The organism is Leptodesmis sp. (genome assembly GCF_052746595.1).
The window spans coordinates 1-23117 of record NZ_JBRAGO010000013.1 but is presented as its reverse complement, the minus strand read 5'-3'; the positions used below and the strand labels follow the sequence as shown (position 1 = coordinate 23117).

The window sequence follows — 23117 nt, the reverse complement described above, 5'->3', positions numbered from 1 at the left end:
TGGCTAAAAGTTGAGAGCTAAGAATGGACAATTGAGAATTGAAAGTTAAGAACGAACAGCAGTCAAAATTGGTTAATTTCTCACCCTGAATTCTTCACTTTCAACTCTTCACTTTTAACTTTCAACTATCCCCTACCTACTTCTACTCACTTATGACGACTCCACTTGTTGCTCTGCAGAAACCCAAGGGAATTTCGCTGGATGATATTGAGGCGGAACTAGATGCGATCTGGCATAGTCAGAGCGGTGTGAATTCAGTGGCGACACGAGCCTCAACGTTTAGTATGGTGGTCTATGAACCGGAGGAATTTCAGCAATTGCTGGCCGTGCTGGGATTTTATAAGGGGCCGATCGATGGTGTATTTGGGCCACAAACGAATGAGGCGATCGTGCTGGCTCAACGTGCATTCCGCATCAAGGAAACCGGACGCTTAGATAAGGAAACCTTCGCACGGTTGCGTGAGGAAGTTGCTCAACTGCCACCAGGGAAAGTGAAATTAACTAATGCTGATTTGCGAGGGTTGAGCATCAGTGAAGCGATCGCGGCTCAAAACCCCTGCCGCATCATTACCCTATGTCCCACCCTGGGTGCCGAGGATGCAGTCACGGCTCAAGTATCGGCCTATTGTCCGGTTCACAAAACGGGTAGCAACTTAATTTGTAGCGAGTACATCACCCTGCGTGGCACCAAAGCAGCCTTGAACCAGGTTGGCAGTATGGTGCGATCGCTGATGATTCCCGATTTGCCTAAGTTTCTCTGGTGGAAAGCAACTCCCAACCCAGAACAGGAGTTATTCCGACAACTGGTGGAAGAAGCGAATTGTGTGGTCATGGATTCGTCCTATTTCGGTGATGTAGAGGCGGAATTCCTCAAAATTCAGACGCTTATTGACTCTGGCACCTATGTCGCAGATCTGAACTGGCACCGTCTGGCTCCCTGGCAGGAACTGACGGCAGGGGCTTTTGATCCCCCCGAACGGCGAGCCTCCCTCGGTGAAATCGACCAGATTACGATCGATTATGAAAAAGGTAATGCGGCTCAGGCCTTGATGTTCTTAAGCTGGTTTGCCAGCCGGCTGGGATGGCAACCGATCGCCTACACGCAAGATCAGGATGATTTCTACGAGATCAAGCGCATTACCTTTGTTAGCCCCAATGAGAAAGAAATCAAGGCAGAAGTGGCCGCCATTCCGATCAGCGATCCGGGTGAAATTGTCGGAGATCTGGTGGGCCTGCGGCTGGCATCCAGCAATCCCAAAGCCAACTGTGCCACAATTATTTGCTCCGAGACGGCAGGCTGCATGCGGATGGAATCGGGAGGGGGCGCTCAGGCCGCTCTGCATACGGAACAGGTTACCTCGGCTAGCGATCAGAAAGCAGAACTCCTACTTACCCAGCAACTCCAGCGTTGGGGACGGGATGTGTTGTACGAGGAAAGCCTTGCCCTTGCCGTGCAGTTGGTGCATCTGCGGGGACGTTAGGCTATTGATAGCTATCGATAGTCTGATTAGGGAGATGATGGGCTGATGAGTAGGTGGGGGGGGTGAGAGAACCTCATCTATCCACCTGCCCATCAGCTCACCCACCCATTATTTCCTTGCCCTGCATGCTTCAGGCTCTCCACCCAGTGCTCTGTAGCCTGGGGCGATCGCAATCTGATCACCTTGAGATGGGCATATTCCGGTTGTTGAAACAGCAGTGGGTATTTCTGTCGGTTCTCGCCGTAGGTTCGCAGCAACCACAGTAAGATTGAATCTTTGCTGCAGAAGGAAAGCCAGAGGGATTCACGATTGCCATTGCAAACAGGTTCTTGTATGATGGCTCGGTAGATAGTGCGCCGGAGCAGACGGCCAAAGGTGATAGGAAAGGAATAATCTAACCAGATCATCGTAGTGGCTCGCGGCCACAGTAAGTCTCGTACCACACTGTAGTTGCCGTCTGTGATCCAGGAGTCGGGCGCGATCGCAGCTGCCACCTGTTCCCGAAAAATCTCATGGGGCACTTCAGTCCAGTTAGTTTCCCAGTGCAGGGCATCTAGTTCGATATGAGGGATGGCCAAATTTTGAGCAATCTGTTTTGCCAGAGTGGTTTTGCCAGATCCGGTAGTCCCCACAATGGCAATCCGGAAAGGGTGGGTCAGGAAGGTGTGATTCACAAGATTCACAAACTGATCTGACAGCATTGGTTTCGCTTCGTTAACCCACCCTAACAAATAATTAAAAGCATTAAAAGTAAAAGCATTAAAAGCCACAAATAGTTTTTGCCTTCTGCTGCGAAGGTGTCTCACCCGGTAACGATTTTACAGAGGGGCACCATTGGGCGATCGCCGTTCTGGCCTGAGCGTAGAGTTGGGGATTGTCTTGAGGCACCTTATCTGCCGCGAGAATGGCGATATCTATCTGCTGCTGGCTGGCCCGTCGTTGGGCAATGTCAAAAATGGTCTGACTCCATTCCTGGATCGCCGCCTTTGTTTCTGGATAAACCGCATCCCCCGGCGGGACGTTTCTGGCTTCGTCGATCGCATCCCGGTAAGGGGTAGCCTGATCACTCTGCACCATCTTTCTCGCTCGATCAAGAATTACCTGCCCTGACAACGGCTTTGCCTCTGGTGGGCTAAAGTCCAAAGTTCCAGGGGGAGACAGGGCGGTACCGGGCACCGGAGCAGGAAAACCAGAATCTTCTGCGGAAGATGGACTGGCTGCTATAGAGGGTTGACCATTTGGTGCTGTCTTGGGAGGTAGGGAAGTCGTTTCAGGGGGGGCTTGGGTGGGAGCAACCGGAGAGTTGGGAATCGGAGTTGAGGGGATGCCAGTACCAATGGAGTTACCCGTAGAAGCCATTAATTGAGAAGCAGTCCCCAAGGAAGTCCAATTTCGTCCCAGTACGCCCGCCGCCAGTAACAGAGAAATCAGGCTGCCCCACATCCACACCGATCGCCACTGTTTGGGATTACTTTCCTCAAGAGGTTTCTCTGGCTCTGACACTCGCGCAACAGGATCGGATTTTTGCGGTTGGCTGGCTGCCTCGACAGGTAGACGGGTGGGAGCAAGGGAGTCTGAAGCCGGATGAAAATCATGTAACGGATTAGTCGGTGTTGTCGCAGCTTGCAGAACTGTAGGCTGACCGGATAAGGGAACGGCTCCTGCTGGAGTAGAGGGAGGAGGGCTGGCAGTTAGACGCTTAAAAGCAGCAGAGTGAGCCGTAGGGGGAGCCATAGTGGCGATCTTAGGAGCCGCTGTGGCGCGATCGTCCTGCGTACTAGCTGCAGGGTAAGTTACAGGGAGCGGAGATCCGGCATGGTTGGCTGCATCCTGATTCCCAAGTGCTACAGGTATCAGGGGCTGGTGCAACTTTTCTACAGGACAGATGAGCAGCGGTTTTTGGATCGGTTGCCAGTAATGCTGGCTCAATTCCGGCAGGCGATCGCCCAAAAATTGGGTCAGGGCTGCGATCGAGGTACCGAGTTGATAGTGCCATGCTTCCAGCAAGGCTATCGTAAATAATCCCTGTCCTAGACCAGACACCTCATGGGAGAACTGACCCGGTTGACAAGACAGCAAGGTTGGTACACCTAACTGATGGGCCACTTGCGCCGTTTGCAAACCCACACCCTGGCAAGAGGAAATACTTTGTTGGCTGCGACTCATATCCAGAAAAAACAGCAAGGAACCATTAGATACAACTGCCTTGATCTGATTCAGGATGGTGGAAATGGCAAGGCAGGTTGAGGGAATGTCTGCCGGATTACCGTCCCCAGGTACCAGATAATCCTGCCCTTCATGCACGGCTCCATGTCCACTGAAAAAGAACCAGACTAAGTCATCGGGATGCAGGTAGTGTTTAGTGAGTAGCTCAAGCCAGCTCAAGAGGTTCACCCGGGTCGGTTGGGTGGGTTTACCCCAGACTGGGAGTGATGTATCAATGAGTAGCAAGCAGTTTTCCGCCTGAAAACCCAGTTCATGAGTCAGGTAATGGTGAACGCTTTGTGCATCTTGTTGAGCACAGCTTAATGGCTGAAAGTGTTGATAATGATTCAGCCCAACAACAATTGCCCACTGTCTCATCACAGATGCCCCAAGCCTTTCTCACTAACATACCCGCAGTCCATTCCGACTCAACAGCAACTTTTATTCAATGGTTTACTAAATCAGATGCAAAATAGACAGGGAACTGAATTGGCGGCTGTCAAGATGTGCAATAACCCTGTTACTACTATACGCGCTAAAACCACTCCCCACCCTATCTCTCACTTGACCACCCTGGGTCTGGTGGCTGTCCTGGGACTGACCAGCGTTGGAGTGATGGCCGATGCGATCGTACCTCCAGCCGCCCATGCCTATGTTTCCAGAATTAATGTGGTGCTGGATGTGCAACCTGGGGAGACATTTGAGGCGTTTCTGAGTCGGGCTGAAGGAGTGGCCAGGGCCGCCGTGCAACGCAGTTTCAACCGGGATATTTTGATCACGGAGGTGTATGTGATCATGGTGGGGCAACAGAATGGCGGCAGCGTACAGGTACTCTCCATGCAAGTAAGCCGTAACCAATGGCGCAGTTTTCCCGATCCTCGCCGTTGGGCCACCTATTACCAGAACGCTAAGTTTTTACTGGGATTTGGGCGATCGCCTGCCGCCCGTTAAGATCAAAACACCATCTGTGGGGAAAGGACGACGATGCCCCAAGCTCAGGCAAAATTCACCAGCTTTGAAGACTATCTGTCCTACAGCAATGACATGGACATGGAAGGATTCTACGAATTAATTGATGGAGAGCTAGTTGAATTGCCGCCAGAGTCAGAAGAAAATAATTGGCTTGCCTTAAATCTGCGCGATTACCTGATTCGAGTGGTGCGCCGTCGCCTGGTGCGGGTTCATGCTTGCGAGGTACAGGTGCCAGTTTTACAACCGGGAGACGCTGCTAACCGCTTTCCTGATTTGGTAGTGCTGCGCCAGGAGCATCTAGAACTCACCCAACGACGACTGACCATCACTCTGGGTATGCCGCCACCCCGCCTGGTTGCGGAAGTGGTCAGTCCCGGTGAGACCAATTGTGATAGAGACTATATTCACAAACGGGCACAATATGCGGCGATCGGCGTGCCCGAATATTGGCTGCTCGATCCAGTCGCTCAAACCGTGATGGTGCTGACGCTGGAGGGAGAAGCTTACCGGGAGGTCGGTGTATTTGGTAAACAGGAGGCGATCGCCTCCATCGAATTTCCAGAACTGGAGCTAACGGTGGAGCAGATTTTTGAAGCCGACCGTTAAGGCAAAGTCTATCAGGTTCTGAGTCCGTAAAGCACAGGCGATCGCAGCCGTTGCACCAGCCCCGAAAGGCTCCTTCGTGAATCCGTCGCACTCCCACATTGCTGAATGCTGCCCAATGAAGCGGATGGACAAAATCGCGACCGCCCAAATGAGAGAGAATCAGGGGCTTGTTAAAGATAATCGACGGTGCTGTTGGGAATTTTGTGGGTTCAGTAGTTTGTGCATGGGTGAGGCCGTCACCCTTTAGAGAACCACTGCCTGCTGGCTGAAAACCTTATCTAGCAACGGAGAGGGGGGGATTCGAACCCCCGTTGGGTTGCCCCAAACTTGATTTCGAGTCAAGCGCATTCAACCGCTCTGCCACCTCTCCAGGAGGAAATTAGCCCTAGCCCACCAGCCTCATACCAAGCCCGATAGCCAATGTATTCTTCAGGGTAGCATTGGTCAGCGTAGCATTGGAAGCTACCCAAAACCAAACCTGCCGATAATGAGAATACTTGAAGTTTGGCGGGAGGTCGGGAGATGGCTGTTACGTCTCAGAAGATGACCTTTGATGAGTCCTGGCTTATGACGATGGGACAGATGCCTGGTATGAGCTAGAGAATGGGGAATTGATTGCTAGGCTTGTTGAGAGCGAAATGAACCGCCGGATAGCCATTTTTCTGGTGGCGCCCTGACTCAAACTCGGCATCTCGTGCGATCGCCTGTCGCTGAAAACGGAAATTGCCGTGAGCAGTACCAGAGTATCAGTACGGGTTTCTGATCTGGTGGTGTTTTCTGAGGAAGGAGTGGCCGCATTAGAGGGAGCCAGTCGATCGCTGGTATTGCTGGATATGCCACCCCCCTGTTAGTGGTTGAAATCGTGAGTCCGGGTCAGGAGAATCGAGATTATCGCTACAAGCGATCCGAGTATGCCGCGCGTGGGATTGCTGAATACTGGATTATTGACCCAATGCAGCAAAAAGTGACGGTGCTGGAATGGGTGGAAGCAGGGCTATGTCATTCTAATCGCATGACCATATCAGTCATGCGATTCTCCATCCAGTCCACCTGTTAGATGTCTGAACTTGCCATTGTTGAAGCCTTTGCCGACTTACCCGATAGTCGTCGCACTGCCGGACAGCGCCATCACCAAGTCCTGTCCTTAGCCTTGTTCAACCTAGCCGTTGTGGCGGGCAATCGTGGTTTTCTCGCAATCGGGGATTGATTGAGAGACGATCACGATGAATTGTTGCCTTCTTTGCGCCTTCTAAAGGAGGCTTACCGTCCTACAGCACGATTCGACGTATCTTATTGAGAATCGAGTATCCGGTGTCGATACAGCACAAGCCTTCGCTGAGCGCATTCGTGGGTATTGGGGTGTAGAAAACAAGGTGCATTATGTCCGAGATGTGACTCAGAGAGAAGATGCTTCATGCATTCGAACATCGCCTCTAATTCTAATTTGGGATCTAGTACGTAACTTTGCCCTCAATTTGTATCGTGATCAGGGCTTTCAAAATATGGCTCAAGCCCAACGTCGGGCTGGGTTCACCTAACACACTGAGTACCCTGTTTAGAATGAAATAACCCTGCTGTTTCAACGTCTCGGGCAGGCATCAGGTTTTAGAGGATGTTTGAGAAGTCGCGATCGCCCTGTGTAGGGGCGTGGCATTCGGCCAAGGATCCCTAAAAACTACCGCAAAACTGTTACCCGAATGCTACGCCCCTACAGATCAAGGGTATAAACCGGGGCTTTTAAAACATCCCCTTAGAGCCCGCGCCGTATTGAACAATAGTGTCCACAGCAGTCTGAAATCCTCGTTCCTTTGTCCATTGGATAGCGCCGTCTCGCCCGGTGTAGTAGAGCGTGATGCCAGCCTGTTGAAGTTGGCTCAGGGTGTCAGAGTCAAGGGTGGAAGCTGTAGCGATCGCCACTTGAGGCTGAATCTGGCTGACCAACTCCGGGTTGAGGGTTTTGCCGTTCCACCACACCACCTGTGCCTGAGGTAGTAAACCGGATTTGCTGAGCGTTGCTTGCTCCGTTGCGGAGAGGGAACTGAGCCACAGCCAGGTTTGATGGTGAATCGTTAACTGGGCGACAGTGGGCTGGTCACGAAGGAGGGTGGCCTGGATGGCACCATACTTCACCGGTTGATTCAGGGGTAAGGTTGTGGGACTTTTAACAGAAAGCTGTTGGGATAGGGTCTGCCAACCCTCGCCAGGCGATTGGGAATTGGGGGCGATCGCCCAATGAATCTGGTTAATTCCTGATTGTTGCAGAAAGGGCAGTAGGGTGAATTGGGCTGTTTTGGCATCACCGCCATTGATCACAGTAATCCGTCCGCGATCGCGAATTACCATCACAGGTTCTCGTGCCGCCAACACGGTCACTTGCGTCAGGTTTGCTCCGGCCCAGAGCGGAATCAGGATGACCACTAGGGCGATCGCCAGAGCAATTTGCCAGCGCCGTTGCCAGAACGGATGAAATGTGACCAGCAGCAACAGTCCATATAAACCAATCACCGTCAGTGCAGAAATCGTGCCTACCGCATAGCTATTTCCGGGTAAGCGGGAAAAGCCATCCACGATCGCAATTAATCCCTGGGTGGGATACTTCAAACACCAGGCCAACGCACTTCCAGCAGGACTCCAGATTAACGCCGCTAGCGCACTCGCCATGCCCCCTAAACTGATCAGGGAAATAAAGGGAGTGGTGATTAAATTGGCTGGAATGCTGTAAGGAGACAACACGCCAAAGGCACCCAGTTGCAGGGGTAACGTCCACAGATAGGCGGCGATCGGCACGGCGATGAAGGGGATCAGGCTACCGGGAAGCCAATCCAGTTGTTTGCTGAGGGCGGGTACCGTGACTAACAGCCCCATTGTGGCCAGAAAGCTCAATTGAAAGCCCAGGTCCCAAATCCACAAAGGATTGACGAGCAGCAGCAGGGTGGCTGTCAGCAGCAGGGAATTCAAAGGTTTAACTTTGCGATTCAGCACCAGAGCCACCAGACCACCGAAGCCCATAATTGCGGCTCGCAAAACGGCAGGTTGCAATCCGGCCAGTCCGACAAATCCTAATAAGGAGAGGGTGCCAGCCAGAAATTGCACCCGCTCAGAAAAGCGGCGAGTCAGTACCAGTACTACTCCTAAGATGAGGCTGGTTTGAAAGCCGGAAGCCGCCAGCGCATGCGCCAATCCGACTCGTACAAAGGCATCTTTCACAGTAAAGGGCAGATCAACCGCCTTACTGCCCAACACCATCGCACTCACCAGCGGCCCTTCGGGAGTTCCCAATCCCTGCTGTTGCGATCGTACAATTTGCTGTTGTACTTTCCACAATCCCCAGGCTGAGGATGGTTGCAGTAAGGTCACCTGTTCCCCGCTCAATCCAGCAAAACTACCATCCTGCTGTAAATACTTCTGAAAATCGAAACTACCAGGGTTTGTAGCTGCTTTGGGTAGGTACAGCGATCCTGACACCCTTACCTGTTGACCAGGATGCAAATCACGCCCCTGCTGCCAGGGAACTGTGACGTAAACTCTGCCTGTGACGGGCTGATTGTCGCCAATGGGGGCAATCCGCTGGGCTTCCAACCAGAATTGCGCTTTTTCGCTACGGGTCATACGGGGCAAACTGGTCACTTTCCCTTCTACCAATACATCTGCAGAGGTTGTGTTGGCTTGAGTTAACAGTTGGCTGACATCCTGCGATCGCGGTTGCGGCATTCGCATCTGGAAGTAGAGACTGGCTAGCAAGCCAACTATTCCAGCCAGCAACCAGATTCGGGAACTGGGAGCCGCTCTCCGGATCCAACGTCTGGCGATCGCGGCACCCATTCCCAGAGTCAAAATCATCCAGCCACCCCAGGGAATTGCTGTAGCCAGCAATCCCAAGATATAGGCAAGGCATAAAACAACCGCCCCCACAGGCCCCATAATGCACTCCAGACTGTTCAATAGATGCTTCCAGTAGAGTGCCCATAGGTGGAAGGGAGTTTTGAGTTTTAAGTTTTGAATTAGGAAGGAGCTTAATCTAACTCAAAACTCAAAACTTAAAACTGAGAACTTAGATCGACAGTCCCAGTTTCAGGCCAAAGACACCGTGAACCAGGAGCAGTAGAAAGGCAAGGGATCCCAGATAGGCATGGGCCATCCGGAGGGATGCTTTATTGCCCCAGAAACCTGCTTTGGAAAGTAGGCTGTTGAGAAACAGCAAAACCAGGACGATCGAACCTGTCCAAAAGTGAGGACTTTGCAGGATCGGTTGCTTTTGCATCACCAGGGACAGCACACCCCCGGTATATCCCAGGGCAATGAAGCCAGTCATCAGGGGGGCGAGTTTGCGGTGGTCGGCCCGTTTAGCGATCGCCACATCTTTATCGGTGACCAAGCGTCCCTGCCATCCGGCATAGGCGACGTAGCTGCCCAGTACTAAGACAACGATGCCCATCATGACCGGGTGCCCCCAATGAACAATCGGTTCAGGCACATTCAAACTGCGAAACCAGGCCGCGATCGGCTCCAGGGATTGACTCAAACTTGTACTCAAACGTTCCATCAGTTGCACATCCATTTTTAGAAATCAGGAAAGGGATTAGTTTTATGCTACGAGGCTGAGGTGACAGGCGATCGTTATAGAAGCAACAGAATGATTGATAGAGACAACGGCATGATCACCTCTGTATCTGCCAATACAGAACGCTTGCATATCATTCAGCCAATTTAGTCTGCTCACAGAACTAGCCCCATTCCGCAGAGTGGCTAAGGTCAGCGGTTGCCCACTGCCTCGAATACTGCAGCGATCGCTTACCAATCCAATTTGCTCAACAGCAAATCCTGGTCAGAGATGGCAAAGAGAGCAAGAGTCATGTGAGGTGTTTCCATCTGGGCGACTCATTTGTTAGAAGTTGTCCACACAATTGCGGATGCTGCAGTCAATCTAGTATTCTCACAAAAACGGATCCTTGTTATGGAGAGAAATGCATCTTGCGAAAACTGTGGAACCGCCTGAGACACGCCTGGCAGGACGAGAACTTTCTGCATTCCCTGAAGAATGTTGAGGTACTCGTTTCCAAAGTGCTGTCGATCGCGATGCTGATCGTGATTCTGGTTGCCATTTATGACCTGGGTGTGTTTCTTGTCCGAGACTTTCTGATAGCAGAAGGGTTAGCTCCGGGGCCTGGCTCATTTATTAACAGACTGTTTACTATTTTCGGCCTCTTTTTAAACGTTCTGATCGCGCTGGAAATCCTGGAGAATATCTCTGCTTATCTAAAAAAGCATATGATCCAGGTAGAATTAGTGATTGCGACGTCCCTGGTGGCCGTCGCCCGGAAGATTGTTATTTTAGATTTAGAGAAAAAGACGGCTATGGACGTAATTGCTCTGGCCGTCGCCATTTTTGCCCTCTCGGTGAGCTACTGGATTGTGCGCAACATAGCCAGTAAGCAGAATTCTTAGATCCGGATGTTCATTTTCTCCCTAAAACGAGCCAGGAATGCTTTGGCTTCTCCCGGTTTGAGTGTCCCACTGAGCCGATGATTGAAGTTGGTAGCGACAAATTCTACTGACTCCAGCGCTTTACCGGATTGTAACGATTTGAGTTGTTCCGCTGCGATCGCTTGCCACACCTGGCCCAGGGGGTGGTTGATCAAGTCATCCTGGCGAGACTGCTCGGGAAAAAGATAAAAAAACTGAGCATCGGTAAGATCATTCGCAGCCCGACTGCTGAGATTCAGTTGATCCAGCACGGCCTGTCGATCGCGCAGGTCAGCTTCCGAGTATTGCCCCAGCCGTGATCGCACAGCGGGCTGCAGAGATTGCAGGCGATCGGCCACTTGCAGCGCAATCTGATCCCACTTGGCCCGCAAATTCTCATCAGCGGCTCCTGTTCCCAAGGTTTGTCCATTGAGTTCGGGATGTCTGGCGTAAAACAGTTCATTCACCAGCACGATCACGAAGTTATCTGCAACTCCCAGCTTTTGCAGGCGTTGGGCCAGTTTTTGCTTCCGCGCCTGTTCTGCTTTCGAGAATGCCGAATCCTGGGGCGTGGGAACTGTTAAGGGATTTAAGTTATTCGTCTGGGGCGGTTTCATCGAATGCGTAATTTCAGGCAGTTTGTCTTTCAACGCTGGCCCTAACCACTTCACACCAACCCACCAACCACCGGCAATCATGCCACCCACGATCAGCCATTTCACCAGAGTCGCAAGTTCCCTCCATGGCAGCGGTTGAGCAGAGGCTGCTGGTTGGGGAGTGGCTTGAGCCGCTGGCGCTTTTGCTCTAGAACGGCCAACGGCAATGGTTTTGCCCATCAATGTGGCTGACTGAACAAGATTTGGGATGGGAGCAGGAACAGATACTTTGGGCACCAGAGCCGATCGCGGAGACTTCGCCTGGGTTGCGCCCGGTTGGGTCAGGGCCTGCAACACCTCTTGAGCCGACTGATACCGTTTGTTAGGATACGGGTCAAGCATCCGATCTAACGTTTTCGTCAGGGTTGGGGTGAGGGAAACGGCTGGCTGCCATCCCCGTCGATTCAGACTACCGTTGCTAAAAAATAGGTCTTGAGGTTCCTTGCCCGTCAGCAACACCAGTACGGTTACGGCCAGGGCATAGAGGTCACTATGGGGGGAAACTGTTCCCTGCTCTAGTTGTTCTGGTGGCGCATACCCCAGCTTGCCTATGCGAGTCATGGTAGCGATACGACCATTGGTCTGGGGAGAACTTTCAGAAATGGCTCTGGCGGCAACCTGCTTCACGCCACCAAAATCGATCAGGACAGGCAAGCCATCTGCCGATCGCCGAATTAAGTTATCTGGAGAAATATCCCGATGAATCACACCCGCTTTGTGGATGTAGTCCAATACAGGCAATAGCTGGAACAGGAGTTCTGTCACTTCCGCTTCCGTAAAGGTTGCGCCCTGCTGCTGGCGATCGTGCAACAGATCCTGATAGGTCTGCCCGTCCACAAAATCCTGCACCAGAAATAATCGCTCTCGTCCCTGCCAGCCTGCCCGGAATAATTCTCGAAATTCGGGGATTTGGGGATGCTGCAACTGGTAGAGAATTCCCGCTTCCCTGGCAAACAGTTCTTCGGCTTTGCGCAACGCTTCCTGACCCTGAACCTGGGGTGCAAACTCCTTCAAGACACAGGGTTCATCAAAGCGATGGGTATCCTGCACCAGATAAGTACGGCCAAATCCGCCCTGGGCCAACTCGGAAAGGATGCGATAGCGCCACCCCAGAAGCTGTCCTGCCACAGCCTGGGGGCTTCCCCCCATTAGCGATTCTCCACAGAGCCGACAAAAGCGGCTATCAACGGAGTTTAAGTGTCCCTGGCTGCAGTGTTGCGGTTTCATTCCTTCGGATTTTCAGGATCTTGATGAGTGGACGGGAGCGGGTCTGGGTTCAGTGCTGGGGATTCCGGAGGTGCTGCGGCTACCATGTCTGGGTTTAGCGTTTCTACATCGATGCTGGTTTCAGAATCGGTAGATGCGGTGGTACCCGCGATCGCGTCAGAGTGAATGGTTGCTGCGGAATCAGTGATGGGTTCGGAATCAGTAGTTGCTTCAGACTCGGCACTTGGTTCGGAGTCAGGAGTAGATGCGCTGGTAATCGATGCTTCAGAATCCGCGATTGGAGCATAACTGGAAGGGTCTACAGGATCGATAGGTTCCTCAGAATCGGCGATCGTGGCAGAATTGTCAACGGCTTCAGATGGGATAGGAGTTGCAGCATGGCTGATAGTTTCAGTTTCAGAAGCAACCACCACTTCGGCAGCGGCAGGGGCTTCAGCATCGACGATCGCCTCCACCGGAGTTAGATCCTCTGGTTGGACAATCGCTTCTGAAGAACCAGACTCTACCCTATCGGCAATGGCTTCAGGCTGGCTTATAGGTTCATTGGCAATGTCCTTAAGCGCAGTGACCTGTTCAGCGTGGATCATTGCTTCAGAACTGACAGGTTCCTCCAGATCGACAACGGGTTCAGACTCGCTACTGGCTTCAGAGGCGATCGCAGGTTCCTCATCCCAGAGATCAACCTCCTGATCCTCTTCTGGTGTAGTGGGTTCTGTAGAGGTGTCGTCAGCCTTCCGTTCCAGTTCTGTATCTGGAATAGGTGTTGCCATTTCTGATTCTGTAAACTCTTCTTCCGCAGCCTCAGCCTCACTTTTTTCTGCAACAATTTCGGCTGTGGTTTGCGAAACTGGACACTCGGTTGCTGCCGGAGTAGGGACTCCCAGACTGGCCTCTGCAGCCACTGGTTCAGGTGTGGGGGCGGCAATTACGGGCGGCAGAATTTGATTGACGGGAATCCCCAATACTGTAAAGTCTGAGCGAATTGGTTCCAGCGGATAGGGAGCCGTTGCGGCAAAGGTCGATTCTCCAGTGAGCATGACGCTGAAAACGCTGACTGGCACCTGCAGAAATAGATTGACTCCCAAAAAGGCGATCGCAGCGACCAGTAGCCCTAACCACCGGGCCTCTGCCGCAAACGGTGTGACAGGGGTAGCGATCGGAGCCAGGTAGTACAACTGACGCAGGGCGAAAAAGGTGATGATGGCAGGTGCGATTGCCAACCAGCGGTTTCGCTGGGACTTAAATAGTGTTAACAGCCGTCGTTGATCTTCGGTTAATTGGGCTGGCTTCAGGGCCACCCCGATCAAACTAAAAATATAAAAAGGTCGCTGCCATTGCATCCAGAAGATGGGCACAATGCCGATCGCAGCGACTAATGATAACTCCAACCAGAAGGGCAAGACGGGATCTCCCGCCGCCAGCCCCAGCCAGCAAAGCTCCAACCAGAGGGGTAAACTTGCCAAACCAGCCAGGTGAATCCACAAATAAGGATCAGACCAAAAAGATCGCATACCGCACCACGGATAAAACCCATGCCCAAGTATAAAACCTGGCTGACCTTCCTTGGGCTTTAGTGCCAGCAATCCAAAAGAGGAAATCCTAGAGCTAAGCAGAGCTACATTAGCTTGTACGGTTCTTAAACCAAAACTGGATCACGCTGGGCTGCTTTTTGTTGCTGAATCGCCTTCAGTTGCTGCAGTAGCGAATCAGTTTCAGCCTGGAGGTGCAAAAATTTTTCTTGCTGATCTGCCCGGTATTGAGCTTTCATGGCTTCCATTAAACGCGCCCGACGACGAGCCTCAGCTTCATCTACTGCTGGTAGGTTAATCTTGGAAGTCTGTTCGGACAAATTCGCAGAACGATCAGTAGTTGCCATGTCAACCAATTAGTTATTTGTACTCACTACACCACTGCTATATCTTAACCTAAACTTTACAAAAAGATACCATTGTCTTGTGGCAATTTCGCAATTGACTCAGGCCATTCTAGAACGGAATGGCGCTGGGAGGGTTCAAAAATCAGGGTACACTAAGAGTCTACGTTCACCTTATTGCGATCGCGCCTTAACCTGTGACTTCAAGTTTGTCTGCCAGTTCCCCAATTTCCTCCCCCTCCTCCCACCCTGAAGTTCCTTCTTACCTTGGTGGTTGGCGGGGACTCATTGAAACGTATCGGTCTTTGCTTCCTGTCACCGAGCAAACTCCTGTAGTAACGCTCCTAGAAGGCAATACTCCATTGATCCCGGTGCCTGCGATCGCGCAACAGATTGGTCGCGGGGTGAAAGTTTGGGTGAAATATGATGGCCTCAACCCTACGGGCAGCTTCAAAGACCGGGGGATGACGATGGCCATTTCCAAGGCCAAGGAAGCGGGAGCTACGGCAGTCATCTGTGCCAGTACGGGCAATACCTCGGCAGCAGCGGCGGCCTATGCCCGTCGGGGAGGGTTACGAGCCTTTGTGCTGATCCCCGATGGCTATGTGGCTTTGGGCAAACTGGCTCAGGCTCTGGTGTATGGAGCCGAAGTTCTGGCCATTCAGGGCAACTTTGACCAGGCCCTCAAGATTGTCCGGGAGATGTCCACCAGTTATCCCGTTACCCTGGTCAACTCTGTCAATCCCTACCGACTGGAAGGACAGAAGACGGCGGCGTTTGAAATTGTTGATGTTCTGGGCGATGCTCCCGATTGGCTGTGTATTCCGGTTGGCAATGCAGGCAACATCACCGCCTATTGGATGGGCTTCTGTCAATACCATCAAGCCCAACAGTGTACCAAACTCCCCCGCATGATGGGATTCCAGGCCACAGGAGCTGCGCCCCTGATTAGCGGTCATGCCATTGAGCATCCAGAAACTCTCGCCACGGCCATTCGAATTGGTAATCCTGCTAACTGGGAACGGGCAATCGCCGTGAAAGAAGCCAGTCAGGGGGAATTTAACGCCGTCACCGATGCGGAAATTCTGGCCGCCTATCGACTGCTGGCTTCCCAGGAAGGGATTTTCTGCGAACCCGCCAGCGCCGCCTCAGTCGCCGGATTGTTAAAGGTCAAAGATCAGGTACCTACGGGAGCCACGATCGTTTGTGTGCTTACTGGCAATGGCTTGAAAGACCCCGATGCTGCCATCCAACACTGTAACAACCCTCTCAAGCAAGGCATTCAACCAACTCTGGAATCAGTGGCAAAGGCAATGGGATTTTAGTGAAATGTTTTTTCATAAGGATCCGCAACTGGAGACATTGGGCGACCGCATTTTGGAGAAAATTTGGGTTGCATTTCCAGGGTTAGCTCGAAATCAGTTAGCTCTGACCTGGCTAGTTTATGATCCTCCGGCTCCGATCAATATCGGGGGAGCACTGCATCCTGAAGAGTTCTGGAACTACTCGCCCCGGGGCTTCAGTTATCGGGGTGTGGAATTGACTTACCCGGCTAGTGTCGTCAAGCTGTTTTATCTGGTAGCGATTCATGAGTGGCTGGAACGGGGCATGGTACAGCCTTCTGTGGAACTCGATCGAGCCATCCGGGATATGATTGTAGACTCCAGCAATGATGCAACGGGGCTGATTGTGGATGTGGTCACTGGCACTACCAGCGGCCCTGAATTAGCTCCCGGCCCCTTTGCAGCCTGGAAACAACAGCGCCAGATTGTCAATCGCTATTTTCAGTCCTTAGGCTGGGATGAATTGAAGACCATCAATGTCTGCCAGAAGACCTGGTGCGATGGCCCTTATGGACGGGAACGAGCTTTTTATGGCGAGTTGATGGAGAATCGCAATATGCTCACCACGATCGCCACGGCTCGCTTGCTGCACAGCATTGTGGGAGGAGTCGCGGTATCTGCTTCGCGATCGCAAGCCATGATGAATCTGTTACGGCGATCGCTGAACCCTGATGATTTATTGGCCAATCCCGAAAATCAGGTGACGGGCTTTCTAGGATCGGGATTGCCGTTAAATGCCAGCCTCTGGTCAAAAGCGGGCTTGATGAGTCGGGTGCGCCATGATGCCGCTTATATTGAACTGCCCGGTTGTTATCCTTACTTGCTGGTCGTGTTTACGGAAGGAGCCAACCAGGCAAAAAATGAATCCATCCTGCCCTTCATCTCGCAACAAATTGCTGAAGCCGTGCGATCGCTCTCTGCACCTGCCAACAAAGGTTGACCCCGCAGCAGATCTCTTATGGTGAACGTATAGTAGGTCTTAAACCTTATCTACTGGGCATAACCTGATCGACGGTCTTAAGTTTGCCGTCGCTTTCGACTCTCCAGACATCGTAAACGCCAACGATATCCCCGTTCTCATCGACATCCACATTGCCGCTGGCACCCTGATAGTTAATCTTCTTCCCTTCCTTCAACAGTTTCAAGCCTTCGCACACATCCGAAACTTCCGTTCCAGGGCCATTGGCCACTTCCCGCAACTTACTTTGGATCGCCTCGCCTGTGTTGGCTCCAGCCGCCTGAGCCGCAAGCACGAGCAAGGCCGCCGCATCCCAAGCTTGGGGAGCATAGATTGGCGGTTGCTGCTTGAACTTCTGTTCCCAGAGTTTAGAGAGTTGCGCCAGAGCCTGACCATCGGCACCAGGAACTGTTCCCAAGGCTCCGGTCAGAATATACTGACCATCACTGGTTTTGCCGACCTGTTGAGGAAATTGATCTGATTTAGAACCGTCAGTTAAGAGAATCTGTACCCCCTTGCTGAGTCCCTGCTCGTAGGCGGTCTTTAAAAGCAGGGCACCCGTTTCAGCATAGGCGATCGCCGCCACCGCTTCAGGTTTCCCACCGAAAGCCGCCTGGACTTCCGTTGCAAAGGTTGTGGCCTTGGGGTCATAGCGAGTGGGCTTAGCTTCATTCGTCACGGTGCCACCCAATTTCTTGAACGCCTGCACAAACTCTCTTTCAAAGCCCACCCCGTAATCGTTATTGATTACGATCGTTGCTACGGTCTTAAACCCTTTATCATGAGCCAGTTTAGCCAGCGCTTGAGCCTGATAGGTGTCCGGTGGTGCGGTACGTGCCCAATAGCCCTGAAAATCTCCTTTCTGGGCTCGTTCCGTAAATACGGGACTGGTGCTGCCCGGAGAAATTAACATGACCTTGTTACGAACGGCGATCGGAGCCGCTGCCGACGACACACTACTGGCAAAGGAGCCAACCACTCCCGCCACCTTATCCACTTCCGCCAGTTTTGTCATCCCATCGGCCCCTGCAGTGGGATCCGTCTGATCATCCGTGTTTGGCACCAGGGTTACAGGTTGTCCGTTTACTCCGCCACACTGGTTAACTGTTTCTACCAGCAGGGGCACAGCCGCTAACATCGGTTGTCCTACCGAGGCCAGATCTCCGGTTGCGGGCAGCAATGAGCCAATCTTCAGTCCCGTCCCGCTCGCCGCAGGAGAAGTCGCCTCAGGGGAACCTGTTTGAGTCGCGGAGGGGGGAGTTCCCTGTTCCTGACAGGCAGCAGTCAGGAAACCAACACCTAACACTGAAGCGGCTAACATGATGGCTCGAAAGGGGGTGAAGCGATGATTGATGGCCAGTTTACTCATTGGACTACGACACTCCTAAACAGCACCCCTGCACAAGTAAGGGGATCCAAAGATCTCCTGATTATAAGAAGCAGAAGCCCCTTTGTTAGTACCAGGCAAGAAATTGCGATCAGTTTAATAATGTTAAAGTGGCATTACAAGGTGACATGAAAATGGCAAGTGAAAATGCTTCAGGGGATCTCATTTCCCTGCAGCGTTAACTACTGCACCTGGCAGCAATTATGCCAGCAGTACAGCTTCAACTATTCCCTAAAAGCTGGGTTGACTTAAATTCTGGCTTATATGTTAGCCAGCCCAGGCTTGGATCAACCCTGCTAGGGTATGATCAGGCGTGTTGACAGCTTTATGTTCGTCAAGCTGGTTAAAGACACCCCACGCCGATGCACAGAAACACTCAGGGAGATCGGAATGGACATTAGCTAGAAACAAAACGGAGAGAGAGGGATTCGAACCCTCGGTACGGCCTTTCGATCCGTACAACAGATTAGCAATCTGCCGCTTTCGACCACTCAGCCATCTCTCCATATGCTGGAAGACCATCATACCAGATTTAGCTCACCATACAACCTAAATCCTGAATGTTTACGAAGGCATACTACCAGAACGCCTCTACGTCCACCGGCTCAGTTCTGGACGATACCGGATATGGAGAAACCATCCAGCCAATGATCCAGAGCCCAACTCCAGCACTATAGGTGCTTCTTCCAGCCTCTCACCTTCACCCACTGGACTTGCCTCATTTGGGTGGGGTATATTCCTGAGCTAACAGCATCAGAAGACTGCCAGCGTCAGTAGAGTTAATAGACCCGCCAGAATGTAAAATACCGCGACGATGCGGGTTTCTGACCAGCCGGATAACTCCAGATGGTTGTGGTAGGGCGACATCTTGAACAGCCGTTTGCCAATTCCGTCCGGGCCTTTGGTGGCTTTGTAATAACCGACTTGTGCCATCACCGATAATGTTTCTACCAGAAATAAACCGCTCAGAACCAGTAATGCCAATAAGCTATTGGTGAGGATAGCTACCGCTGCTAAGGCTCCGCCCAGGGCTAAGGATCCGGTATCACCCATAAATATACGGGCCGGATTCCGGTTGTGAACCAGGAAGCCGAGGCAGCTACCGCTGAGAGCTGCACAAAAAACCATCAGGTCGGGAGCGGTGGGAGCCACCAGGGCGCCTAATCCTAACAGGGCGATCGCACTGGTGCCAGCGGCTAATCCATCCAATCCGTCTGTCAGGTTGGTGGCATTACTTTCAGCGACCAGGGAGAACCAGGCGATCGGAAAAAATAGCATACCCAAGGGCAAAACAGCCCCAAAGGGAAGGGCGAGAGTGGTAATGCTAACGGGCTGGGTCAGCACCGCCCACAGGCAAAACAACCCCCCAAAGGCAATTTGCAGAGTCAGTTTCAGCCGTGGAGAAATGCCTTTATTGGATTTACGACGAATGATCTGCCAATCATCCAGCCAGCCGATCGCAGCATAAGCGAGAGTCAGCCCCGAAATACCCAGAACTGTAGGAGCAAATCCAGACCACGAGATCGCTACCACTAGGGCTACCGGAATGAAAAAGATGCCTCCCATGGTGGGAGTTCCGGCCTTTCTCAGGTGGGATTGTGGCCCATCTTCGCGAATAGTCTGCCCTGCTTTCAACGCTTGCAGGGTGGGAACGGCCCAAAAGCCTAAAACTGCCGTAGTAAGCGCACACACCCACAGTGGCAGTACTAGAGATTGAATTTGAATGGGCGATCGACCAGCTAACCAGTCCAGGTAAAAGGCGACCAGACTTAAGCCAATGGTTAATGCACCAAACAGTAACGCCCCTGAAAGCTTAAACGTACTACGGTAGAAAAGTTTTGCATCCACAAGCGTTTTACTCCACTCCACACACTACACACGAAATCCTAGCTGCTTAACTACAGTCAATTGTTCACAGAGTCAGCAGGCGATTATCAGTCACACACCACAACAATAAGGCTTAACAGGACTTTCCTTACCCCTTATCGGTAGACCAAAATGATCTAACCCTTGTCCTAGTCCAGAACCGTAGTTTCTCTAGTAAGAAAACGACTGTTTTCTAGTTGGACTTGGTTTAGTCATCTAGATCCAGATCATCATCGTCTTCATCTAGATCAAACGAGCTGTCATCGCCTGCCATCAACTCGTTGATCTCTTCTTCATCATCTAGGTAGTCAAAATCGGAACTATCCCGCGCCAATAAACGCCCACTGCTTTCCAGCCAATCCAGGATGGAAGAGTCGCGTTTTTGAGGTAGAACGGTGGCTCGTTGATTTCGGGGTTCTTCGCGCAAAGAAGGGTTGTAAGTCATAAAGATGGAATTCTCAAAGAAAAGCTGGTCAGTATACTAAAGATCTTAGCCTCGAATTGTTCAGGATCTATCCCTCTACCTAACGATTTGGACGACGAAACACCCAGAGTGTACCACCCTTCAGTTAAATTGCAAGATTTTTCTGTAAAGCCTTGCCTAAGTTCAGACCGTAGCCTCTTTAGGGATGCAGAGAGCAGAAGGCGGATGGCGTGAGGGATCTATTTGTCTGGCTTTTCATCGCCTGCAGAGGAAATTCCTAAACAAGGACTGAATGAGAATGAGTATGTTGGGTAAGGCTGAATTACTGGAAGCGATCGCTGGAAAAAATCGTGGAATCCTGGCCTCTAATGCTGATAAAAAAGCAATTTTGTCTGCGATCGCCCAGTTAGAAGACCGTAATCCTACTTCTCGGCCTGTGGAAGCCAGTGATTTATTAGATGGGGATTGGCGGTTGCTCTACACCACCAGTCGGGGCATTTTAGGCATTGACCAATTTCCGCTATTGAAATTGGGAGAGGTCTACCAATGTATCCGCACGGCTGGCTCAAAGGTGTACAACATTGCCGAAGTGTATGGCCTACCGGGATTAGAAGGACTGGTCAGCGTGGCCGCCAGTTTCAAACCTGTATCAGAACGTCGGCTGAATGTCACCTTTGAACGCTCCATCCTGGGATTGCGTCGCTTGATCGGCTACCAAACTCCCAGGGATTTTATTGAAAAGATTGAATTGGGGCAGAAGTTGATCGCGATCGATTTTCCGATTAATCGACAGGATCAGAAAGGTTGGTTGGATATTACCTATCTCGATCGGGACTTAAGAATAGGCCGGGGAAACGAGGGGAGTGTGTTTGTGTTAACAAAAGGGTAATGAGAGGCAGGGAAGCAAGAAGATGGGGAATGGGATGATGAGTCAGGGTAGGCAGGAGATGGGGGAGATAGGGAAGAGCAAGAAGATGGGAGAGATTCAGGATCCCTCGTTATATTCTTTATATTCTTTCCCCTCCCCATCCTCCTCCCCTCCCCCACCCTCCCCATTTCTCTATCCGCCCCGCCCCTCCCCCCCTCCACTGCGCCTCTCCCAGGGGCATCTCACCCTGCTTTCCACCTGCCCCCGTAAGTTTCAGTATGTGATTGTGGAGCAACTTGGTTCGCCTAATCCCCCAGAAGAACAGGAAAAACTGAACCAGGGCAGCCGATTTCATCTCTTGTTGCAGCAATGGCAGCTTGATCTCCCAGTGGAATCCTTTGTCCAGGAAGATCCCCAACTGAATGGCTGGTTTCAGGGATTTCTGCAGGCAGTTCCACAAATTCTGACCCTTAACTCTAACCATCAGACTGGCGAACACAATGAGTTGTATCAGTCTGAACATCAGCGCGCGCTGGAATTCCAGGGCTATCTGCTTACGGTTGTCTATGACTTGTTAATTTCTAACCCTCACCAGGCCAGGATTCTGGATTGGAAAACTTACCCTCGTCCTCGCAATGTTCAATGGCTAAAGCAGAACTGGCAGACTCGGCTTTATCCGTTTGTGTTAGCCGAAACCAGTCCTTACGCACCGGAACAAATTTCGATGGTGTACTGGTTCTTCCAGTCTCAGAGCAATGATTCCTCACCTCAAAGCCTCCTGTTCCAGTACGATCGCGCCCAACACGAACAAACCCGGCAAGATCTCACCCATCTCCTGACCCAACTGACTCACTGGCTAGAGCGCTATTACACCGGAGAACCCTTTCCTCAAACATCCATTGATGCTCTAGCCTGCCAAGAATGTAGTTTTGCAGTGCGCTGCGATCGAATTTCTCCTCAGCGAAAGAATTTCACCACTGCCAGCAATACTTCCGAGGCTGCTTCCCACCCAGAACTACCCCTTCCTCTTACCCTCCCTGCCCTGGCTGACATCGAGGAAATCCCCCTATAACCCACCCACTCACCCACTCACCCTCCTCCACCCCTCCCTCCCCCTTCCCATGATCGATTCTCCTAAAACCGATGAACCCCTGACCATCACTATTCGCGATATGGATATTGATGACATTGCCCCGGTCTATCACCTGGGCGAAACCCTGTTCACCAGCGATTTGTATCCTTATATCTACCGCACCTGGGATCAGTGGGAGGTGATTGGGCTATACAACACAGATCCAGAGTACTGTCTGGTGGCCGAAGTCCAGGAGCAACTGGCGGGATTTATTCTAGGAACCATCATCAATAAATCAACCTGGGTGTACGGCTACATTATCTGGTTAGGGGTGAATCCGGCCTTTCATCGACGGGGAATTGCCGATCGCCTGGTGGATAAGCTGGTGGAACGGATGATTGATGACGGTGCCCGCTTCATGATGGTGGATACGGATCCAGAAAATACACCTGCTGTAAAGTTCTTTACTCGTAAAGGCTTTGGCAATGCTCGCAAGCATGTATTTCTGTCTATGAACCTGAGTAAACACGAGTACTATGGCAAACTGATTGCCTACGAACGGGAAAAAGCCGAACGCCAGGTCTGGAAACGCCCTCGTCGTCGCCCTACCCAATCCTGATCCAGAACAGACAACATGGCATGATGATTAACGGTGCTTTAATCAGTGGAAAGGGAAGAACTTCATGCGGTGTGCGGTTGTCAGTCGGGCAGGACAG

Annotated in this window: 23 protein-coding genes and 2 tRNA genes; 12 read left to right on the top strand and 13 right to left on the bottom strand. The window is 51.8% G+C overall.

Annotation, left to right across the window (positions count from 1 at the left end; genetic code table 11):
* Nucleotides 1–152: 152 nt before the first annotated feature.
* Nucleotides 153–1481, top strand: a complete 1329-nt coding sequence (gene opcA / locus ACUVQO_RS04585; RefSeq protein ID WP_445924713.1) for a glucose-6-phosphate dehydrogenase assembly protein OpcA — start codon at nt 153–155, stop codon at nt 1479–1481.
* 92 nt (nt 1482–1573) lie between these two features.
* Here the strand turns inward: opcA and ACUVQO_RS04580 are convergent, their stop codons facing one another.
* Both ACUVQO_RS04580 and ACUVQO_RS04575 read right to left on the bottom strand, forming a co-directional pair.
* Nucleotides 1574–2155, bottom strand: coding sequence for a shikimate kinase (locus tag ACUVQO_RS04580; protein ID WP_445924712.1), 582 nt, complete (start codon nt 2153–2155; stop codon nt 1574–1576).
* An 85-nt stretch (nt 2156–2240) separates the two neighbouring features.
* Nucleotides 2241–4064 (bottom strand): caspase family protein, encoded by a 1824-nt coding sequence (locus ACUVQO_RS04575; RefSeq protein ID WP_445924711.1) that lies wholly within the window; start codon nt 4062–4064, stop codon nt 2241–2243.
* An 87-nt stretch (nt 4065–4151) separates the two neighbouring features.
* On the opposite strand from ACUVQO_RS04575, the gene ACUVQO_RS04570 reads away from it, so the two are divergent.
* Nucleotides 4152–4637, top strand: coding sequence for a hypothetical protein (locus ACUVQO_RS04570; RefSeq protein ID WP_445924710.1), 486 nt, complete (start codon nt 4152–4154; stop codon nt 4635–4637).
* A 33-nt stretch (nt 4638–4670) separates the two neighbouring features.
* On the top strand, nt 4671–5264 hold the full coding sequence (locus ACUVQO_RS04565; RefSeq protein WP_445924709.1) for a Uma2 family endonuclease: 594 nt from the start codon (nt 4671–4673) through the stop codon (nt 5262–5264).
* Here the strand turns inward: ACUVQO_RS04565 and ACUVQO_RS04560 are convergent.
* Together ACUVQO_RS04560 and ACUVQO_RS04555 are read right to left on the bottom strand one after the other, a co-directional pair.
* On the bottom strand, nt 5229–5363 hold the full coding sequence (locus ACUVQO_RS04560; RefSeq protein WP_445924708.1) for a hypothetical protein: 135 nt from the start codon (nt 5361–5363) through the stop codon (nt 5229–5231). The two genes, ACUVQO_RS04565 and ACUVQO_RS04560, sit on opposite strands and share 36 nt — an antisense overlap.
* A 186-nt stretch (nt 5364–5549) precedes the next feature.
* Nucleotides 5550–5634 (bottom strand) — tRNA-Ser (locus ACUVQO_RS04555).
* Between the two features lie 358 nt (nt 5635–5992).
* Here ACUVQO_RS04555 and ACUVQO_RS04550 point away from each other — a divergent pair.
* From ACUVQO_RS04550 to ACUVQO_RS04540, 3 genes are read left to right on the top strand one after another with little or no spacing between them, the layout of a single operon-like run.
* A complete protein-coding gene (locus ACUVQO_RS04550; RefSeq protein WP_445924707.1) occupies nt 5993–6115 on the top strand; it encodes a hypothetical protein in 123 nt (40 codons plus the stop codon).
* Between the two features lie 11 nt (nt 6116–6126).
* Nucleotides 6127–6321 (top strand): Uma2 family endonuclease, encoded by a 195-nt coding sequence (locus ACUVQO_RS04545; RefSeq protein ID WP_445924706.1) that lies wholly within the window; start codon nt 6127–6129, stop codon nt 6319–6321.
* Nucleotides 6322–6471, top strand: coding sequence for a hypothetical protein (locus ACUVQO_RS04540; RefSeq protein WP_445924705.1), 150 nt, complete (start codon nt 6322–6324; stop codon nt 6469–6471).
* A 530-nt stretch (nt 6472–7001) separates the two neighbouring features.
* Here the strand turns inward: ACUVQO_RS04540 and ACUVQO_RS04535 are convergent.
* Together ACUVQO_RS04535 and ACUVQO_RS04530 are read right to left on the bottom strand one after the other, a co-directional pair.
* A complete protein-coding gene (locus ACUVQO_RS04535) occupies nt 7002–9185 on the bottom strand; it encodes a ComEC/Rec2 family competence protein (protein WP_445924704.1) in 2184 nt (727 codons plus the stop codon).
* A gap of 130 nt (nt 9186–9315) precedes the next feature.
* Nucleotides 9316–9807: a DUF4079 domain-containing protein gene (locus ACUVQO_RS04530; RefSeq protein ID WP_445924703.1), complete on the bottom strand. Its 492-nt coding sequence runs from the start codon at nt 9805–9807 to the stop codon at nt 9316–9318.
* Nucleotides 9808–10235: 428 nt separating this feature from the next.
* Between ACUVQO_RS04530 and ACUVQO_RS04525 the strand changes: the two genes are divergently transcribed.
* Nucleotides 10236–10709: a phosphate-starvation-inducible PsiE family protein gene (locus ACUVQO_RS04525; RefSeq protein WP_445924702.1), complete on the top strand. Its 474-nt coding sequence runs from the start codon at nt 10236–10238 to the stop codon at nt 10707–10709.
* Here ACUVQO_RS04525 and ACUVQO_RS04520 read toward each other — a convergent pair.
* The 3 genes from ACUVQO_RS04520 to ACUVQO_RS04510 all read right to left on the bottom strand — a co-directional run bounded on the left by ACUVQO_RS04520 (nt 10706) and on the right by ACUVQO_RS04510 (nt 14486).
* Nucleotides 10706–12532, bottom strand: a complete 1827-nt coding sequence (locus tag ACUVQO_RS04520; RefSeq protein ID WP_445924701.1) for a protein kinase domain-containing protein — start codon at nt 12530–12532, stop codon at nt 10706–10708. The two genes, ACUVQO_RS04525 and ACUVQO_RS04520, sit on opposite strands and share 4 nt — an antisense overlap.
* 74 nt (nt 12533–12606) lie before the next feature.
* A complete protein-coding gene (locus ACUVQO_RS04515; RefSeq protein ID WP_445924700.1) occupies nt 12607–14121 on the bottom strand; it encodes a low-complexity tail membrane protein in 1515 nt (504 codons plus the stop codon).
* 125 nt (nt 14122–14246) lie between these two features.
* Nucleotides 14247–14486: a hypothetical protein gene (locus ACUVQO_RS04510; RefSeq protein ID WP_445924699.1), complete on the bottom strand. Its 240-nt coding sequence runs from the start codon at nt 14484–14486 to the stop codon at nt 14247–14249.
* Nucleotides 14487–14680: 194 nt separating this feature from the next.
* Here ACUVQO_RS04510 and thrC point away from each other — a divergent pair, with 194 nt between their 5' ends.
* Both thrC and ACUVQO_RS04500 read left to right on the top strand, forming a co-directional pair.
* Nucleotides 14681–15808, top strand: coding sequence for a threonine synthase (gene thrC / locus ACUVQO_RS04505; RefSeq protein WP_445924698.1), 1128 nt, complete (start codon nt 14681–14683; stop codon nt 15806–15808).
* 4 nt (nt 15809–15812) lie between these two features.
* Entirely contained in the window at nt 15813–16766 is a 954-nt protein-coding gene (locus ACUVQO_RS04500; RefSeq protein WP_445924697.1) for a serine hydrolase, read from the top strand.
* Nucleotides 16767–16812: 46 nt separating this feature from the next.
* Here ACUVQO_RS04500 and ACUVQO_RS04495 read toward each other — a convergent pair whose 3' ends face one another.
* The 4 genes from ACUVQO_RS04495 to ACUVQO_RS04480 form a co-directional block, all read right to left on the bottom strand.
* Nucleotides 16813–18153: an ABC transporter substrate-binding protein gene (locus ACUVQO_RS04495; protein ID WP_445924696.1), complete on the bottom strand. Its 1341-nt coding sequence runs from the start codon at nt 18151–18153 to the stop codon at nt 16813–16815.
* A gap of 431 nt (nt 18154–18584) precedes the next feature.
* A tRNA-Ser gene (locus tag ACUVQO_RS04490) sits at nt 18585–18676 on the bottom strand.
* 248 nt (nt 18677–18924) lie between these two features.
* A complete protein-coding gene (mraY, locus tag ACUVQO_RS04485) occupies nt 18925–20019 on the bottom strand; it encodes a phospho-N-acetylmuramoyl-pentapeptide-transferase (protein WP_445924695.1) in 1095 nt (364 codons plus the stop codon).
* Nucleotides 20020–20245: 226 nt separating this feature from the next.
* Complete coding sequence (locus ACUVQO_RS04480) at nt 20246–20482, bottom strand: DUF3134 domain-containing protein (RefSeq protein WP_445924694.1); 237 nt, start codon at nt 20480–20482, stop codon at nt 20246–20248.
* A 277-nt stretch (nt 20483–20759) separates the two neighbouring features.
* On the opposite strand from ACUVQO_RS04480, the gene ACUVQO_RS04475 reads away from it, so the two are divergent.
* The 3 genes from ACUVQO_RS04475 to ACUVQO_RS04465 all read left to right on the top strand — a co-directional run bounded on the left by ACUVQO_RS04475 (nt 20760) and on the right by ACUVQO_RS04465 (nt 23020).
* Nucleotides 20760–21350, top strand: a complete 591-nt coding sequence (locus ACUVQO_RS04475; RefSeq protein WP_445924693.1) for a PAP/fibrillin family protein — start codon at nt 20760–20762, stop codon at nt 21348–21350.
* An 85-nt stretch (nt 21351–21435) separates the two neighbouring features.
* Nucleotides 21436–22401 carry a PD-(D/E)XK nuclease family protein gene (locus ACUVQO_RS04470; RefSeq protein ID WP_445924692.1) on the top strand — a complete coding sequence of 322 codons (966 nt, stop codon included), beginning with the start codon at nt 21436–21438 and terminating at the stop codon, nt 22399–22401.
* Nucleotides 22402–22450: 49 nt separating this feature from the next.
* Nucleotides 22451–23020 (top strand): GNAT family N-acetyltransferase, encoded by a 570-nt coding sequence (locus tag ACUVQO_RS04465; protein WP_445924691.1) that lies wholly within the window; start codon nt 22451–22453, stop codon nt 23018–23020.
* Nucleotides 23021–23117 lie beyond the last annotated feature (97 nt).